Below are 18,917 nucleotides of genomic sequence, written 5' to 3'. Positions count from 1 at the left end.
TCAAACTTCTTATACAATTTTTAATATGTTACAATTATTAGAAGAATTAAAAATTAGAAATATTCATTTATCTGTAAAAAATGAAAATCTTGTTATTGATACCCAACACGATGTAGAAGAGGATCTTATCAATCAAATTAAAGTACATAAACAAGAAATCATCTCTTACATTTTAAAGCATAATTCTAATAGAATTACAAAACACACTTCTACCAGCCAGGATCACCCTGTTTCGGATGCTCAAAAGAGATTGTGGCTGCAAAGTATTACAGAAGAAGGCTCAAAGGCTTATCATATTCAACTTCAGGTTGATATTCCATCAGGTTGTGATGTAGATATCTTGAGATCTTCCGTTATTCAGTTAGTCAATGATCATGAAATTTTCAGAACCGTATTCAGTCTCAGTGAAGAAGGAGAAGTGAGACAGACTGTTTTAGACCGGGATAAAAACACTTTTGATGTCGGGATTGTTGATTTTAAAGATAAAAATAACGGAGAGAAGCTGATTGAGGAAAAAATAGATCATTTAAACTCAATTGCCTTTGATCTGAGTAAAGGACCTTTGCTTAGATGTATAATCTTTGAATTAAATGATAAGAGCGTATTGTCCTTTATTTTCCATCATATCATTATGGATGGAGTATCGTCTACCGTATTAAAGCAGAATATTTTTGATTATTATAACGCTTTATCCAATTCAGAAGATCTGCATGGCCCTACATTGCAGTATCTGGACTACACGTACTGGAAACAATCAAATATTGATAAAGGAAACTACAATAATTCCAGGGATTACTGGCTAAACCTGTTATCCAAAAATATTCCTGTCATCGATTTACCGTCGTCCTTATCCAGACCTCATACGGGAACATTCAACAGTTATTTTTTAAAGACAGATATTTCACCGGTATTGACTCAAAAGCTGGATGCCTTTTCAAAGCTGAACCAAGGGACATTGTATGTGGGAGTATTAAGTGTTATCAATATCCTGCTTAATAAATATACCTCAGAAAGAGATATTACATTGGGAACATTTACATCCGGGAGAAATCATCCTGATATCAATGAGATGCTGGGGCTTTTTGTTAATACAATCGTCTTAAACAGTACGATCAATCCCGAAGAAGATACATTTTCAGATATATTCAGGAAAACCAAAGAATCCTTTACTCAGGCATTTTCTCATCAGGATTATCCTTTTGATATGCTGGTAGAAGATCTGCAGTTAAAAAATAATACAGGTAGAAATCCATTATTTGATATTACGGTTGTGTTTCAGGATTACAAGAGTAATACTTCTTATGATGGTTTAGTGCCTAATGATGAAGTAGAAGAAATTGGATCTACAAAAAACGCCTTTGATCTTAATTTTGAATTTGTAAATAATGGTTCTTTTTTAACACTTATTACGACATTCAATACAGATATTTATGAAAAAGAGATGGTTTCTTCATTCATGAGCCATTTTAAGAACTTACTGGATGCTTTGGTTGATTCTCCTGATGTTGTTTTATCCGGAATAGATTACCTGGGAGCAGAAGAAAAGGAGTTATTGCTGGAGAGATTTAATGCTACAGAAGTTTCTTATCCTGAAGAGGAAACCATAGTGAGTATGTTTGAGAAACAGGTTAACATTACCCCTGATCACATCGCTCTGATTTATGAAGAGGTTAAACTTACTTACAGAGAATTGAGTGAACAATCAAACAGATTGGCCCATTATCTGAGAGAACAATATGATATACAATCTGATGATTTGATTTGTATTCAGCTGCCACGTAGTGAAAAGATGCTGATTTCAATCTTTGGGATCTTAAAGTCAGGTGGAGCTTATGTTCCTATTGACGTGGATTATCCTCAGGAAAGAACAGATTATATCTTACATGATACAAAATCCAAGATCGTTATAGACGAAAAATTCTGGACCGGATTTGAATCAGTAAAGAATGATTATTCCTCTGAAAATACGGATGCATTGATCCGTCTGTCAGATTTAGCATATATCATTTATACCTCAGGTACTACCGGACATCCTAAAGGTGTGATGATTGAGCATGGATCTCTTACCAATCGTTTAAAATGGATGCAGTCCCAATATCCACTCACAGAAAAAGATGTCCTTATTCAAAAGACCTCTTATTCTTTTGATGTTTCAGTATGGGAATTATTATGGTGGGCTATGTCTGGTGGATGTTTATCTATTTTAAAACCAAAGGAAGAAAAAATTCCGTCATCCATAATAGAAAATATAGAAGCCCATAAAGTGAGTGTTATTCATTTTGTTCCTTCTATGTTTATGGCTTTTTTAAACTATATAGATGAAAACCCGGCTTCTAAGCCAATGCTGAAAAGCTTAAAGACCGTTTTTACCAGTGGAGAAGCATTGTCTGTACACCATAAAGAACAGTTTTATAGATTATTTCCTGAAAATACTTACTTAGTTAATTTGTACGGGCCTACGGAAGCCTGTATAGATGTAACGTATTATGACTGTATTAAAGACTTAAAGTTAGTAAACATTCCTATCGGAAAACCCATCGCCAATACTCAAATGTATGTATTAGATGAGAATAAGCAATTAGTGGGAATAGGAGTAAGAGGAGAACTGTATATTTCTGGAGATGGTTTAGCAAGAGGTTATTTAAATCGTCCAGATCTTACGGAGGAGAAATTTGTAGATAATCCATTTATTGAAGGGGCAAAGATGTATCGAACCGGAGATCTCGGCCGTTGGCTGCCAGATGGCAATATAGAATATTTGGGCAGAATAGATGACCAAGTGAAAATCCGGGGTTACAGGATAGAGCTCGGGGAGATTGACGGGCAGGTTTTATCGTATAGTGATGCTATTAAAAATGCGGTAACGGATGTTAGAGAACATGAAGGAGAGAAAAATTTGGTAGTGTACTACGTGAGTGAACCTGCAATCCGAAAACGGGACTTGTCTGAATATTTAGAAAAAAAACTTCCTCGATATATGGTACCTGCCTTTTATGTGGAATTGGATAATATCCCGGTAACAAGTAATGGAAAGATTGACAGGCGTAATTTGCCTGCAGTAAGTTTTGAAGACCGCATAAAAAATGAATATGTAAAGCCGGAAACAGAACTTGAAAAACAGCTTGTAGCAATTTGGGAAGAAATATTAGGGGTAGAAGGTATAGGTATCACGGATAATTTTTTTGAACTTGGAGGAACCAGCATCAATGCCATAAGAACAATTGGTGAAATACAGAAAAGAATATCCCAATTAATAAGGGTAGAAGACTTCCTAGAGTCAGCAAATATAAGTGAACTAGTACTAAAGATAAATTCTCTGGAAAGTAAGGAGGAAAATGTTTTCAGAACAATTATTTAAAAAAATATAAAAATAAAAAATATGCAAAATTCAGATACTAATACATATTACTTGAAACTTAATGTGATCATAGAACCCTTGGTTGACTTTTGGTATGCCTGGTCTCATTTAATATCTCCGGCTACTGCGGCAATGAATATAAAGAAACGTCATTTAAGAATTATGAACTCTTATATCAAAAATTCAAAAACACATAGTTTAGCTGTTAAAAACCCAAAAATGTTAGGTGGGCCGTTTATGGATTATCAGAAAGAAAGAGTAGACGAGATTTCGAAATTGTATGATGAAACTCTTCAGAAGAGAGCTCACTTATTAGAATTGGATGAGGCACTCAGAGAACTGAATGTAATTTTACAGAGTGAGATTAAAGGCTTTTCTTTAAATAGTATGTATGATAAAATACCTGCAATACTGAAAGGATATGTTGAATTGTACTATGATCTTAATAACAATGTGAATTATAGATTAATAGAACCGCTTCTGTATCAAAGTAAATATTATGATGAATCCTGTCAATCCATTGCCTTACAGCTTATTGATGCAGATGACTCAAGATCATTTGTATTGAGTACTCCGAGATTGCCGGAAGATCATGTTATTCATTTGGAAATTCCTTTTAAATCTGAGGTAATTGATGAACTTTTTAAAATGAAAAAAGTTCCTGGAGATTACGAAAGAATAAAAAATCTTTTAAATATACCTGCTGAAAAGGAAGAACACTTTAAACAGTTTTTTACAACAGAAAAGCCTACTGAATTCCATAAATATGATGGTCCGGGTGTTAGAACAAGATACTTTGGTCATGCCTGTGTTTTGGTTGAAACAAAGAAGATATCGATATTAGTGGATCCGGTGGTAAGCTACGACGGATATGAAACAGATGTTAACAGATATACAATTAATGATCTTCCTGAAGAAATTGATTACGTTTTAATTACCCATAACCATCAGGATCATATTCTTCTGGAAACCTTATTACAACTCCGCCACAGAATAAAAACAATTATTGTTCCGAGCAGTAGTAAAGGAAACTTACAGGATCCAGACCTTAAACTCATGTTTAAAAAGATTGGATTTAATCAGGTTGTTGAATTAAATGAGTTGGAAAGTTTGCAAATGGAGAATTGTACTATTACAGGTCTGCCTTTCTTAGGAGAGCATGCTGATTTGGATGTAAGAAGTAAACTTTGTTATCATTTTTCTTTGCATAACGGGATCAGGTTGTTATTTGCTGCCGATTCCTGCAATATAGAACCTAAAATTTATGAGAAAGTAAAAGAAATGGTGGGTGAAGTAGATGTATTATTCTTAGGAATGGAATGTGAAGGAGCTCCTTTATCCTGGCTGTATGGCCCGCTTATGTATGAAAAGCTGGATCGTGAAAAAGATCTTTCCCGTCGTTTGGCAGGCTCAGATTATAATCAGGGGATGGCCTTTATAGATATTTTTAATCCTAGGGATGTATTTGTATATGCCATGGGAATGGAACCTTGGCTGGTTTTTATAAGCTCTATTAAGTATACAGATGAATCCAAAGCAATTGTAGAATCTAATAAACTATTAGAAGAATGTATATCCAGAGGGATTGTTGCTGAGAGGTTATTTGGAGAAAAGACTATAGAATATTTATAATAAGGCTATTCATCAACCTTTGCCCTTTATCAATTATCTTATATCTTAATGTAATGATTCATTCTTGTTAGTAAGCAATAGCGTACAAGTCTGATCATTATACAATAACAAAAATTACATGAAGAGTTTCATTGAAAAATTAAGAAAACATAATATTGAAGTACTATTAAAAAGTGAGGATTTGGAAGTAGTTTCATATAAAGAAAGTATTTCAGAAGAGCTTTTAGAAGAAATAAAAGCCAATAAAGACTCCATAGTTCAGTTTTTAAAAGAGAATTCTTCAGAACACAAGAAATGGGAATTGGAGGATGTCATGAGATTGTCTCAGAATCAACAATTCTTTTTTAGAAATAAATATTCTACAGTTAATTTTACGATTAGGATTGAAAAATTTGATGAAAATAATTTCGAAAATAAATTTAGGCAGTTTATCTCTAACTTTCCATTTTTACAGGTAAGATTTGAAAAAGAGGGAACTCATATTGTTCAACGCTATGTTTCCGAGCAGGAGGTAAAAATAAAAATTAAATCGGAAAATATAGAATCAAAATCTGTAGAAGAGATAGAGCTTGCAGAAAATAGATTTATGTATCAGCCTTATGACTTGTTTGAGGGAGAAATAATAAGAATATTTATTGTTAAAACAAAGAGTACCGGCCTTGGCCAGGCGATCTTGTTTTTTGAAACGCATCATGCATTATTGGATGAGTATTCTTGTGAACTCCTTAGAAACGAGTTAAGTCTGTATTTCAATTCAGGAAAACAAGTTAATACTCAAGCTCATTATTTTAGCTTCGTAGAATATCAAAATCACTTTTTAGAGTCTAATGAAGGGCAAAGGTTGAGAAATAATCAGTTACAGAAAGTACTGGCAATTCCATTATATGAGTCAGATGAGGATATTGTTTATTTTCAGGATTTTGAAAATCAGCAATTTTTTATTACAGATGAAAATTTCTCAATTCTTTGTAGGCTTGCCCGAAAAGTAGCTTTGCCACTCAATGCATTTTGCTTGTCTCTTTATCTGAAAATTCTTAGAGACCATGCGGATTCAAAAAAGAATTTCTATGGTATTCTCAGTACCGGACGAGAAAATATGGAGTTTGGAGAAATGCCGGGAATATTAATCAATTTTATTATTTCAACATACTCTGGATCAAATGTTTATTCAATGAGGGATATATTGGCACAATATGCCAATATGGTGGAAATGAGAATCGAACAAAAAATTCCTTACGAAATCATAAGAGGGGATATAAAAGCTGCAACAAATAAAGAATTGGATAAGAATATTATTGGACAATATAATTATGTAGATCATAGTAATCAATCAAGAGAATTACCTGTTTTTGATAGATATCCGAAAGAAATAACCGCTTTTGATGGGATTAATTTAAAAAACTTCGAATATTCTAATGGCATTTTGCTTCATTTAACGTATCCATCTACAACTAGTGAAATTAATTTTTCAGGATATGTTCAGGAATTCCTAAACTTTATAAAAGCACAATAATTATCTATATGAAAAATTTTAAATTATTATACATTTTAATTTTAATTATACCAGGTATTTTTTATTCCCAATATAAAATAGAGGGTAGAATATTAAACAAGCAAAAAGAGCCTGTAAAAAATATAGAGCTTTTATTTAGAACCAGGACTATAAACACAAAAAAAATTGTAACTACTAATGATGAAGGAAAATTTGGCATAGAGCTTGAAAAAGGCTCCTACCTATTGGTTATTAAGAATCCTGAGTATAATTATTTTGAAAAGGAGATAGCTGTAAATTCTAATACCCAAATAGAGAATATAGAACTCTCCACGATATCCAAATTAATAGAAGAAGTGAAATTGACCGCTTCACCCAAAATGGTTTTGCAAAAGCTGGATAAAACAGTAGTTAACATTGAAAATAATGCACTTGCCAATAAAGGAAATACGTTTGAAACATTAAAAACAGTTCCGGGACTTGTTCTGAAAAACGATCAGATTTCAATGCTGGGAAGAGATGCCGTAAAAGTAATGGTGGATGGAAGACTGATTAATTTAAATGGTGATGATTTAAAGAACTTCTTAAAATCAATTCCCAGTGAAAGCATCAAAGAAGTTGAGGTTATTAGCAATCCTTCTGCCAAATATGATGCAGAGGGTAACAGTGGGATTGTTAATCTGGTTTTTAAGAAAGCAAAAAAGAATGCCTGGAATAATAATATAAGTTTTACAGATGATGTTGCGAAAATGAAGTATTTTCTCCAGTCCGTAAATAATAATTTTACTTATCAGAAAAATAAAATAAGCTTTTTGCTTAATACGGGGTATACTTATGGAGATAATTATGTAGACCAGAGGGCTGATATTTTCTTTTCAGAACCCTATTATCTGAAAACATTACAAAAGATTAATACCAATCAGTTTTCCGGAAGATTATTGTTGGATTATGAGGCAACCCCTAAAACAAAAATAGGATTACAGTATCTAGGAGGGATAAATAATGACTATGTAAATGACAATATCAATACTGAAGTAAGAAATGCCTTAAACGAAAGACTTTATTTTTTAAGAGGAGATGGGTTTATAAACAATAAAGTGAATAATCATTCATTCAATTTCCATGTGGATCAAAAGTTGGATACTTTAGGAAGGAAACTGAATATTGATGTAGATTATCTTCGTTATAATAGAGAGGTCAATAATACTATTTTTTCAAATAAGTATGATGCCGAAAATAACTATGAAGCACTGAATTTTTTTATTAGAAGTTTTTCAGATCAAACTATTAATAATTATAGTTTAAAGTTTGATATTGATCATCCCGGAAAGCTTATTAATCTTAATTATGGAGGGAAACTCACATTTACCAATACAGATTATACGCTCGATAATCATAATCTTTCGTCGGATAGCCCTATAGAATGGTCGGATCAGTTTAAATTTAATGAAGCGATTCAGGCGGCTTATATCAATGGGGTTCGGAAATTTGGAGATCAATGGGAAGGGCAGATCGGTCTGAGAGCAGAATATACACAAACAAAAGGATATTCTGTTACTACAAACCAGACAGATTATAATAAATATTTTAAATTATTTCCATCATTATTTGTCAAGTATAAAGCTAATGATAATAATAGTTTAATCTTTAATTATGCCAGAAGAATACAAAGACCATCTTACGGACAGCTAAATCCGGCCCGATATTTTATAAACAGCCAAATATCTTCTATGGGGAATCCTTACTTGAAGCCCTCTTATGTAGATAATTTAGAACTATCTCATACATTTAAAGGGCTTACATCAAAACTATCTTTTAATATTAATTCTAATGTATATGGAACTCTATTTAAAATGAATGATGAAACTAAAGAACAGATTGTGACTTCTGATAATTACTACAAAAGTTATGGATATTCTTTGATGGAAACCTACGAACTTAATCCATTCTCATGGTGGAAAACATATACAACCATTTTTTTGAATTATTCTCAATCCAGGAAAATAAAAGATCTCGACTTAATACTTCGAAATGGTTTCGAATTTTTTGGAGCCGTTAATAATTCATTAACTATAAATAAATCAAAGACATTAACCGCAGACATCAATTATTGGTACGGAACTCCATTTAATCAAAATTTATTTCATTACTCCAAAGCAAACTCCTTAGATCTTGCTATTTCTTATAAAACGCCTTATAAAGGCTTAAATATGAGTATTGCTGCATATGATATATTTAATTCAAGCCCACGTAGTATGATTTCAGAAAATAATGGGGTAGAACAAAAGTATATATCCTATGGAAATAATAGGTTTTTTAGGTTTTCTATTAACTACACTTTTGGAAGTGATCAGGTATCCAAGCAGCAAAGACAGTTTGGTAACGAAGAAGAAAGAGAAAGAAGCCGGTAGTTATAAAAAAAAATTAAACATGAAAGAAATATTAATTTTTACAGACCCTTTCAAAGGAAACATAATTCCTACAATAGGAATTGGTGAACAGCTTACAGAGATGGGGAATAATATTCATTATATTGGTGTTCCGGATGTTACGGACAATATAGCTAAAACATCATTTTCTTACACAACGATCTTTGAAGAATACTACCCGAGGGGAATGAAACATGAGTCAGGTAAGGTTGATGTGAATGTAATTGCCTCTATAATAAAAGGAGATTTTGATGAATTTATGAAAGACCATAATCCATCGGCTATCATTTTTACAGCATATAACCCTATAGAAGCTATCACTTTTTATATCAAGTATCAAATAAAGACATTTTTGGTTTACTGCCATTTTCCTATGGGAAATGATTTTAGTAAAAACTCTTTTACAGATAAGGTGAAAGAATGGAGCGTAGATATGTTAATGAAAAACAATAACATAGAAGCAGCTAATATTCTGATTGATTTTCTGATAAAGCAAGGGTATAAAATAACCTCCTTAAGGGATTTGATTTCTATATTTGATCATTTTCAAAACTTAATGACTTCGTCTAAAGATTTTTTAATAGAAGAGGCTACAGAACGCGATAATGATTTTTATATAGGACCGTGTATTCCACAGCAAGATATATTTGGATCACATTATGATACTTCAGGATTTAAAAAAGACATTTTAAAAAAAAGAGAAACCGGGAGGAATATAATTTATTGCTCGTTAGGTTCTTGGGCAGATCAGATAGACAAAAATAAAGCACAGACAATTATTGATACTGTTATCAATGCAATGGAACAAAGTCTTTTGGAAAATTATGTAATATATATATCTGCAGGGAATCTTTATGAAAACTATGCCAATTACTCTTCGGATAGGGTTATCATTCATAAATGGCTGCCTCAGGTAACGATCTTGGAATATACAGACATTGCCATTCTGCATGGTGGAATGGGGGGAATTAAAGAATGTGTTATGAACGAAATCCCTATGATCGTCATTCCGCTGGGGCTTGATCAATTTGAGAACGCAGACAGAATAGAGAAGAACGGACTTGGGGCTAAAATAAATGCTCATTCTCTTAATATGAAAGATTTGGCATCAATCATAAATGAAACTCAAAACGACAAAAACATGCGATTGAATCTAACAAAAATGAAATCCAGTTTTGAACAGGCTTCAAAAAATACCAGTTACATGACCTTATTATAACTGAGTTAAAACTAATAATTTAATTATGAGCATCAAGAAAAAACAACTTTTTTTACTTCATTTTGCAGGAGGTAATAAGTATTCCTATAATTTTTTGCAAAAATCAGTGGTATCAAATATTGAATTTGTTCCTATGGAATTACCTGGCAGAGGGGAGAGGTTTAGAGAAACTTTAATTACTGATAAAAAGGAAGCAATTTACGATCTTTTTGAGCAGATTAATCGAAAAAGAAATGGGGCGCCTTTTATTATTTTTGGGCATAGTATGGGGGCTATATTAGGCCTCTCTATCACTAAACTGTTTGAGGAAAATAATGACGGCCCGGATTATCTGATTGTATCAGGCAACCCAGGACCTTTGGATGATTACATTGTTCCTAATAGATATAACTTGGATGATAATCAGTTTAAATCAAAAATAGCCGAGCTAGGGGGAATTCCCAAAGAAGTTATTGAAGATAAAGAAGCATTTGATTTTTTCTCTAAAATAATGAGGGCAGATTTTGAATGCATCGAAAAAGATCAGGATTTTGAAAAAAATACTTCAATTAAAACTCCTATATATGCAATAATGGGTGACCAGGAATCTTTATCAGTAAGAATTGAAAATTGGGGCAAATTTACCAAAACTTCTTTTGAGTATTCAATTCTTGAGGGAAATCATTTTTTTATACACCAGCATAGCAATAGAATAGGAGAAATTATTAATTATTGCTTTGTTTAGTGCAAATTATACCATAAAATTTTAAATTATGCTAAAAATAAAATATAAGCATATCTTTCTGATATCAATATATGCTTTAATAAGCAGCTTGTTAAGCTTTGGTATTATATATATAATCAATAACAGTATAGCTGATAAACTTGTTATAGAAGGATATGTATACATCACATTTTTTTCATTTGTGATATATGCTTATCTATTAAATATTTTCTTTCAAAAAGAGCTGAATAAAATAACTTTCGCTATGCTTACCGGAATGGAAAAAAAGTTGTTTCAGAAAATTCTGGAAACTCCGCTAGTGAAAATTGAAAGAATGGGAACACAGAGATTCTATACAGCTGTAGAAGATATTAGAACTTTTTATTCACTACCAGGCGTTATTACTGCTGCAATTTCTTCTCTCTTAATGGTAATATTATGTATAGGATATCTTATACGCTTATCATTAGTTTCTGCTCTCATTATTATTGCAGCCATAATACTGATTGCCGGAATGTATTATTTGGTTATTAATCTGTTATCAAAATCTTTAGAAAAAATAAGAAAATATAATGAGTCATATTTTGGATTTGTACAAGATGTTGTAAATGGGTTTAAAGAATTAATGATTAGCGACAAAAGAAGGAAAAAATTACTTGAAGATTATGTTTTTAAAAACAGAAATGCAGCCTATACGCTGGATTTTAAAATCAGTTTTTCCTTTTTGTCTATAGGGCTAATCAGCCAATATGGAATGTACATTATCATAGGAGTTATTCTGTTTGCTCTACCGGAATTGGGTTGGCTGAAAAAAGAATTCGTTATACCTTATGTTCTTGTTTTATTATTTATTACCGGACCTATTAATGTCCTTGTTAATCTCCAGGATGCAGTCACAAGATTATTCGTGGCGAATAAAAGGCTCAAGAATTTCTATGAAGATTTTAAAAATGAGAAACCTGATCAAACACCAACCATTCAGCCTGCTGCTGATTTTACAAAACTAAGTTTTAAAAACATTTATTTCAATTACAAAAATGACAATGCAGATGCTAATTTTGAACTGGGCCCGGTAAATCTGGATATCAATAAAGGAGAAGTTATTTTTATTGTAGGTGGAAACGGAAGCGGGAAAAGTACCTTTATCAATATTCTATCAGGTCTTTATGTTCCGGATCAGGGCGAGATTATTTTTGACGGGAAAAAAATCGATTCAGAGAAAGACATTCAAAATCTGATTTCAGCAGTATTTACAAGTAATCACCTCTTCTCGCAAAATTATGATGATTACGAGCTCAAAGATAATGCAAACTATAAAAGATTGCTTGAAGTTTTCAAACTTGAAAATGTAGTGAAAGATGATTCTGAAGAATCTGCACGAAGACAGTTTTCCAAAGGGCAAAGTAAAAGAATGGCATTGATATTCGCATTGCTGGAAGATAAACCTATCGTGATACTGGATGAATGGGCGGCAGACCAGGATCCTTATTTCAGAAGATATTTCTATGAAGAACTGATCCCTAAACTTAAAGCTGAAGGAAAAACCATCATTGCCGTTACCCATGACGACAGATATTTCCAATATTGCGATAAGCTCCTGAAATTCGATTACGGTAAAATCGTAAAAGAAGACGTTCCCGAAAATTTCCAAAATGCTTACTTTTAATAACCCACGCTTATGAAGTTAACACTTCCCCAATTGGATATCTTTTTTGAGCAGATGCTGCATCCGGATATTCCAATCTATAACATAGGTGCCAAAATAGAAATTAAAGGTGAAATCTGTACAGAAACCTTTACAAAAGCTTATCATGAAATGATCATGCAGCATGACGCCTATCGGAGTTTTTTCCGCGAAAATGGAAACGAAGTAAGAAGATACATCTATGAAGGAGAAACCAGACCTCTGGAATGGGTAGATTTTTCGGAGAATGCGGATCCCGTTTCTGCCGCTGAAGAATATATGCAGGAAGAGTTTTTAATACCTTTTAATGTACTGGAAGACGATTATCTGTATCGGTTCGTTCTCATAAAAACTACCGGAAATCATTATTATCTTTTCTCCGTATATCACCACATTATCACCGATGGATGGGGGACATCCCTTATGTTCCAGAGACTGATTAAAAACTACAATGATATCCTGAAACTGAATGCCGTACAGGATCAGTATCCTTATGAATACAGCACTTTTGCTGCTCATGACGAAGCTTACCGGATCTCCGATGAATTCAGTAGAGATCAACAGTACTGGGCTGAAAGATTTTCCAGCCTGCCACAGGTGATCTTTAATGGAAATGAAACAAAAGATCATCGGGTTCATATTAGCGACAGAAAAGAACTGATCGTTCGCAGAAAAGATTATAACCGATTCATCGAACTCGGTAAAAAGCATAATTTCTCTACTTTTCATGGATTTCTGGGGCTCTTTTTCTTCTATTTTGGAAGAATAAACCAAAGCGATGATCTCGCAATCGGAATTCCGGTACTGAACAGAAACACCAAAGCATTCAAAAAAACGGTAGGATTGTTTATGGGAGTTTCACCTTTAAGAATGAAACTGAATGATGAGAACAGCCTGCTTGAACTCATAGAAAACACCAGAAAACAGCTGATGTCAGATTACAGATATCAGAAATATCCTCTTGGAAAAATGATCAGCGATCTGAAACTGTTCAATGAAAAGAACAGGCTTTTCAATATCACGTTCTCTTACGAAAAACATAACTATGCCGACCACTTTGATGGAACCGAGACTACCGTAATTCCTCTCACCAATAAATCCGAAAGATCAGCATTGGCCATATACGTCAGAGAATTTGATGATCATGAAGATATTAAAATAGATTTCGATTACAATACAGATTTCTTTGATGACTATTCTATAGAACAGTGTGTGCGGCATATTGATCATTTGATCGTAAACATAGAGGCATTGGCGGCCGAACCTCTGAAGAATATTTCATTCCTGTCGCAGGAAGAAAAAGAAAACCTTTTCTCATTCAATGAAAGATTCATCAGCTCCGAACAAATAGAAAGCACCGAGAAGACATTCTTGGATCTATTCAGAGAAAATGTTTCAGAATCTCCCAATAAAACAGCCATAGCAGACAACAAGTTCAGGTTGTCTTATGCTGAGGTTGATAAAATATCCTCCCGGATTGCCTGTTTTCTTTTAAATAATTATCCGGATGAAAAGGCCATCGCTGTCTTACTTGGTAGATCTGCTCATATGGTTTGTATTCTGTTGGGAATCATGAAAGCAGGGAAGGCATATATCCCTCTTGATCCTGAATTTCCGGTAAACAGACTGCAGTATATTTTGAAAAACAGTCAGGCCGGGCTTTTAGTATCCGAGGAACATATTTCTATTCATCTTACCAATATTGAAAGTGTTTTTTTAGAGAATATACTGAATACCCAGCAAGATCTTGTTCAAACCGCTGTTAAACCCGAAGATACAGCCTATATCATCTATACGTCCGGATCCACGGGAAATCCGAAAGGAGTTGAAATAGGCCATGCCTCATTGCTGAATCTGTTGCAGAGTATAAGTCAGAAACCGGGTGTACATCCTGAAGACACCTTATATTCCGTAACCACGTATTCTTTTGATATTTCTATTCTGGAATTTTTTACTCCTTTGATAAGCGGAGCCACCTTATATATGGCTGGTGATAAGATTTTGAGAGATCCTCTGGCCACAATACAGGAGATTCTGAAAGTGAAACCTTCCATTATCCAGGCCACTCCCAGCTTTTTCAAAAGACTGATCAGTTTAGGCTGGAAACCCGATTCTGAACTAAAAATACTTTGTGGAGGAGATTTAATTAATAATGATTTGATTGAAGAATTATTAATATCCTGTAAAGAACTTTGGAACATGTATGGGCCTACGGAAACTACCATCTGGTCTTCAGTCAAAAAGATCGAACATGGAACATCTCCCCAGAATATCGGACAACCTATTAAAGAAACCTCTTTCTATATTTTGGATGCTAACCTGAATCTCTTACCTGTCAATAATCTTGGAGATATTTACATTGGGGGTAAAGGATTGGCAAAAGGATACTATCATAATGAAGCTTTATCCCTAGAAAAATTTGTGAAAAATCCTTTCAGAGAAGGAGAGTTTATCTATAAAACAGGTGATGTAGGACAATGGAACGAAAACGGCGAAATCATTTTCCTGGGAAGAAGTGATCATCAGGTGAAGATAAAAGGCTACAGAATAGAACTTGGAGATATCGAAAACCATCTGAATACCATTGAAAATATTGAAGATTCCGTAGTTGTAGTTAAAGAAATAGAAGGTGAAAACCATCTGGTAGCTTACCTGAAAACAGGTGCTCAGATTGAAATGTCCGGTGTACATGAAAAGCTACAGGGAATGCTTCCTTATTATATGGTTCCCCATTTTATTTTTATGATTGAAGAGTTTCCTCTTACTCCCAATAAAAAAATAGACAGGCAACAGCTTTCATCAAAGGAACTTCCTTCGGATGAGCCGGTTAAAAATCAAGAGATTGAAGATCCGCAGCTGGTACAGCAGCTGAAAAATATCTGGAGAGACGTTCTTAATACGAAGGAAGATATTCAGGATGAAGACAACTTTTTTGAATTAGGTGGGCATTCTATGCTGGTTACTAAGCTGATTAACAAGGTAAACAGAAAGTTTTCCGTTCATTTATCCATGAAAGAAGTGTTTGAAAATCCCGGTTTACATTCTCTATGTCAGGTTATTCTTCAGGAACATAATGGCGATCATAGGATTACACATGCACCCTATCAGGAGGTTATCAGGGTAACTCCGGCGCAGAACAATATCTGGCTGGCATGCCAGAGAAAAGGAGCTTCTCCGTCGTATAATATGTTCATGGAGTTCGATGTAGCCGGAACGGTAGATATTGTACTGCTGGAAAAAGCAGTCAGACATATTATAGCGGCCAATGAAATTTTAAGAACAAATTTTATACTGAAAGACGAAACCGTTAGTCAGAAAATTAATTCTGCAGAACATACCCATTTTGCATTAGAAATTAATGAAGTTAAGAATGAAACTGAATACAGACAGACCGTTGATGCCTGCAAGAGCTATTGCTTTGATCTTGAACAGGAACTGCTGCTTAAAATGATGATTCTGAAAGTAGAAGAGGAATACAAAATTCTTTTTCTTACCCATCATATTATTTTTGACGGCATCTCTACAGGTCTGTTTATAAAGCAGTTGGTATCTCTTTATAATGAATACTCGGCCCACAGAGTAGGATTGATGCCTGAAATTCAGTTCAGAGATTATGCGTACTGGTATTATCAGAATACAGACCTTGAAAAAAATGATACTTTCTGGAAAAACTATACCAAAGCCTATGAGTATGAATCTTTTTTAAAGAAAGAATCTATGATCGTAGATTCCTATGATGGAAATGTATTGACTATTTCTCTGGATAAGGAGGTGAGCAAAGGATTGACAGATTTAGCCAAAGAAATGAAAACCACTCCCTATCTGTTAATGTTAACATCGCTATTGGTGTTTTTAAGAAATATATCGGGCAAAACAGATATTTGTATAGCAACGGTAGATTCGGGAAGATCTCTACCTCAGGTACAGTCGCTTCTGGGAATTTTCATTAAAAGTATACTGCTGAGAGTGAAATTCGGAGAAGAAAAACTCGATGAAATGCTTCAGAAAGTAACCGGAGAATTTTTGGAAGTGACAAAATATGAAGAAGTTTCCGACTATTCTTTTTTGAAAAATAAGGTAGATATTCTTTTTGTGGCTCAAAATCCGGAATTTAATTATCATACCATCAGCGATTTTGCAGGTTTTTCATTGGAAACAGTTCCTCAGAGTATGGTTTACAACAAATTTCCTTTTATTATGAATGTCATCAGCGAGATGGAAGAAATACATCTTGAAATCAGTTACAACAAAAGCCTGTATAAAGATCATGTCATTGCAGATTTCTCGCAAACCTATGTGGAGTTTCTGAAATACCTGTCAGCATTAAAAGCTGATGTGGAATCGGAATATAAAAACTTTTTCTACAGCAAAAATTCCGTGGATATTGATTTTGATTTTTAAATATTCATAATCAGAAGAAGAAAAAAAAATATAAATAACATAAACAACATAACATAAAAATTAATAATTCTTATATGAAGACCCCAAAAGTAATTTTTTTACTGCTTTTCATGGTATCCTCATTTCTGTTTGCCCAGAACGGAGAACCTGCTATTCAAAAAACAAAACCATTTTTCGATGTTGAGAATCTTAAAGACGATAAAACAATAGAATGGGGGTATCTCACCGTTCCTGAAAACTGGATGGCCAAGTCTGGCAAAATAAAAATAGCATTTACTGTTCTGAAGAAGAGAAAACAGTCGTCCCAGAAACCTTTACTCTACATAGAAGGTGGCCCCGGACAATCAGGGGTACAGACCTTCGGATATTTTCGTGATCATCCGCTGAGAGAATACTCGGATATTATATTGATAGACGCAAGAGGTGTCGGGAATTCTCTGCCTAGACTCTGCCCGGAGCTGGGAAATGAAATATTTAAAATTTTATCTTCCAACGAATCTTCTTCCGCTGATGAAAAAAACAGGTTATTTGCTACGATGAACTGTAAAAATGAGCTGATCAGAAAAGGAATTGATCCGGCAAACTACAGCAGTGTCAATGTGGCTAATGATCTGCATGCCCTTAAAAATGCATTGCACTATGATAGCTGGAACGTTCTTGGAGTTTCATACGGCACCTATATATCACAGGTGTATGCAAATGCCTATCCTCAGGATTTTAATAAAATGATTCTGGATTCTCCTGTTGATCATATTTCCGAATATTATAATAAGATCAATGAACATTATATGCAGGTATTGAGCATCTTCTTTGAAAAATGTAAACAAAACCCTGTCTCCAATAAGAAATTTCCAAACCTTGAAAAAACATATTTTGAAGTCATAGCAGATCTGGATAAAAGACCATTAACGGTAAAAGTTCCGGAAAAATTGCTGAAAAAAGGAAGTTTTACTTTTAATAGTGAAGATTTTAAAATTGTCATTCATCAGGCTTTATACAACAAACAGCTGACAGAAGTACTGCCCGTTATCATTACTTTATTTCATGAAAGAAACGCTGAAGCATTGAGTTCCGTAGTAGGTGTTTTCTCCGGCGCATTCACCGCATTGGATTTCGGAACCTATTACAGTATGGTGCTCAATGATGCCGTACCTTATAACTCCGTAAATTATTATGACACTGCTGCCGCGAAATATCCAGGTTTAAAGGGAGGTTTGTCATTTTACAGAGCAGATTTCTTAATCAATAATCAATGGAATCGCAAAACTTTGCCGCAGAATGTATTGGATTATACAAAAATCTCCAAAATACCCACGCTTATTTTAGCCGGGGAATTTGATCCCATTACCCCGGTTTCAAATGCACAGTCATTATCAGAACTGTTGAAAGGAGATCTCATTATATTTAAAAATGAAGGACATGCTCTGGGATTCACAGAAGAAGGAAGCGGATTTATCAATAAGTTCATTAAAGATACCTATCAGAGAAATCCTTCCAAAATCATGAGTACTTATAACACCAATTTTGTGACCGATATTCATATTAATCCGGGAGTTGCAAAGCTGGCCATGTTTATAGGAAATGGTTTCGATCCGTTGACACTGGCACCATTGGTTATTGCTTACCTGATTATGATTATCGGAATTGTTTATTTCTCATTGCATTTCTTTAAAAAAGGAAGAAAGGAAAGTGCTTTAAATCAACTTTTCTATGGTCTGTTGATCGTATCCTGCATCATGGCGGTTGCCCTGATGAGTGGGTTTCTCTATGCCATCAAAGACTCAGCCGGCAGCAACTTCTTTATCTGTGCGTTCGGAGTGAAAGAAAAATTCAGTTACCTGTTTTCCCTTCTTTATGTACATATTGCAATGGTTGTTGTTCTACTTTTATTGTCATTCAGAATCATGAAATACAAACATAAGGTGGTGATTGCAGCAATTATATTTTCCCTGTTGTTAATCTTGTTTTACTTCTATTACTGGGTTTTTTTTAATTAAAA

General features: G+C 33.9%; 9 protein-coding genes. All 9 read left to right on the top strand.

Annotation, left to right across the window (positions count from 1 at the left end; genetic code table 11):
* Positions 1 to 25 precede the first annotated feature (25 nt).
* The 9 genes from G9C87_RS17415 to G9C87_RS17375 all read left to right on the top strand — a co-directional run bounded on the left by G9C87_RS17415 (position 26) and on the right by G9C87_RS17375 (position 18,915).
* Entirely contained in the window at positions 26 to 3,358 is a 3,333-nt protein-coding gene (locus G9C87_RS17415) for a non-ribosomal peptide synthetase (RefSeq protein ID WP_172283462.1), read from the top strand.
* A 21-nt stretch (positions 3,359 to 3,379) separates the two neighbouring features.
* The gene (locus G9C87_RS17410; protein ID WP_172283461.1) at positions 3,380 to 4,990 is read left to right on the top strand and encodes an MBL fold metallo-hydrolase; all 1,611 of its coding nucleotides are present in this window, start codon (positions 3,380 to 3,382) and stop codon (positions 4,988 to 4,990) included.
* Positions 4,991 to 5,108: 118 nt separating this feature from the next.
* Positions 5,109 to 6,503, top strand: a complete 1,395-nt coding sequence (locus G9C87_RS17405; RefSeq protein WP_172283460.1) for a hypothetical protein — start codon at positions 5,109 to 5,111, stop codon at positions 6,501 to 6,503.
* An 8-nt stretch (positions 6,504 to 6,511) separates the two neighbouring features.
* Positions 6,512 to 8,893, top strand: a complete 2,382-nt coding sequence (locus G9C87_RS17400) for a TonB-dependent receptor domain-containing protein (protein ID WP_172283459.1) — start codon at positions 6,512 to 6,514, stop codon at positions 8,891 to 8,893.
* Between the two features lie 19 nt (positions 8,894 to 8,912).
* Positions 8,913 to 10,130 carry a glycosyltransferase gene (locus G9C87_RS17395; RefSeq protein WP_172283458.1) on the top strand — a complete coding sequence of 406 codons (1,218 nt, stop codon included), beginning with the start codon at positions 8,913 to 8,915 and terminating at the stop codon, positions 10,128 to 10,130.
* Between the two features lie 25 nt (positions 10,131 to 10,155).
* Positions 10,156 to 10,854 carry a thioesterase II family protein gene (locus G9C87_RS17390; protein WP_172283457.1) on the top strand — a complete coding sequence of 233 codons (699 nt, stop codon included), beginning with the start codon at positions 10,156 to 10,158 and terminating at the stop codon, positions 10,852 to 10,854.
* A gap of 28 nt (positions 10,855 to 10,882) precedes the next feature.
* A complete protein-coding gene (locus G9C87_RS17385) occupies positions 10,883 to 12,499 on the top strand; it encodes a cyclic peptide export ABC transporter (RefSeq protein ID WP_172283456.1) in 1,617 nt (538 codons plus the stop codon).
* A gap of 12 nt (positions 12,500 to 12,511) precedes the next feature.
* Positions 12,512 to 16,918 (top strand): non-ribosomal peptide synthetase, encoded by a 4,407-nt coding sequence (locus tag G9C87_RS17380; RefSeq protein ID WP_172283455.1) that lies wholly within the window; start codon positions 12,512 to 12,514, stop codon positions 16,916 to 16,918.
* A gap of 74 nt (positions 16,919 to 16,992) precedes the next feature.
* Positions 16,993 to 18,915 carry an alpha/beta fold hydrolase gene (locus tag G9C87_RS17375; RefSeq protein ID WP_172283454.1) on the top strand — a complete coding sequence of 641 codons (1,923 nt, stop codon included), beginning with the start codon at positions 16,993 to 16,995 and terminating at the stop codon, positions 18,913 to 18,915.
* Positions 18,916 to 18,917 lie beyond the last annotated feature (2 nt).

This window comes from Chryseobacterium sp. LAM-KRS1 (assembly GCF_013184525.1).
Taxonomy (GTDB): Bacteria; Bacteroidota; Bacteroidia; order Flavobacteriales; family Weeksellaceae; genus Chryseobacterium; species Chryseobacterium proteolyticum.
Note: the sequence above shows the minus strand (reverse complement) of the source record. Positions and strands in the feature narration are given on the sequence as shown.

Excerpts from the sequence above, each read along its gene's own strand:
- G9C87_RS17415 (WP_172283462.1), top strand. The coding sequence starts at position 26 with ATGTTACAATTATTAGAAGAATTAAAAATTAGAAATATTCATTTATCT.
- G9C87_RS17410 (WP_172283461.1), top strand. The coding sequence starts at position 3,380 with ATGCAAAATTCAGATACTAATACATATTACTTGAAACTTAATGTGATC.
- G9C87_RS17405 (WP_172283460.1), top strand. The coding sequence starts at position 5,109 with ATGAAGAGTTTCATTGAAAAATTAAGAAAACATAATATTGAAGTACTA.
- G9C87_RS17400 (WP_172283459.1), top strand. The coding sequence starts at position 6,512 with ATGAAAAATTTTAAATTATTATACATTTTAATTTTAATTATACCAGGT.
- G9C87_RS17395 (WP_172283458.1), top strand. The coding sequence starts at position 8,913 with ATGAAAGAAATATTAATTTTTACAGACCCTTTCAAAGGAAACATAATT.
- G9C87_RS17390 (WP_172283457.1), top strand. The coding sequence starts at position 10,156 with ATGAGCATCAAGAAAAAACAACTTTTTTTACTTCATTTTGCAGGAGGT.
- G9C87_RS17385 (WP_172283456.1), top strand. The coding sequence starts at position 10,883 with ATGCTAAAAATAAAATATAAGCATATCTTTCTGATATCAATATATGCT.
- G9C87_RS17380 (WP_172283455.1), top strand. The coding sequence starts at position 12,512 with ATGAAGTTAACACTTCCCCAATTGGATATCTTTTTTGAGCAGATGCTG.
- G9C87_RS17375 (WP_172283454.1), top strand. The coding sequence starts at position 16,993 with ATGAAGACCCCAAAAGTAATTTTTTTACTGCTTTTCATGGTATCCTCA.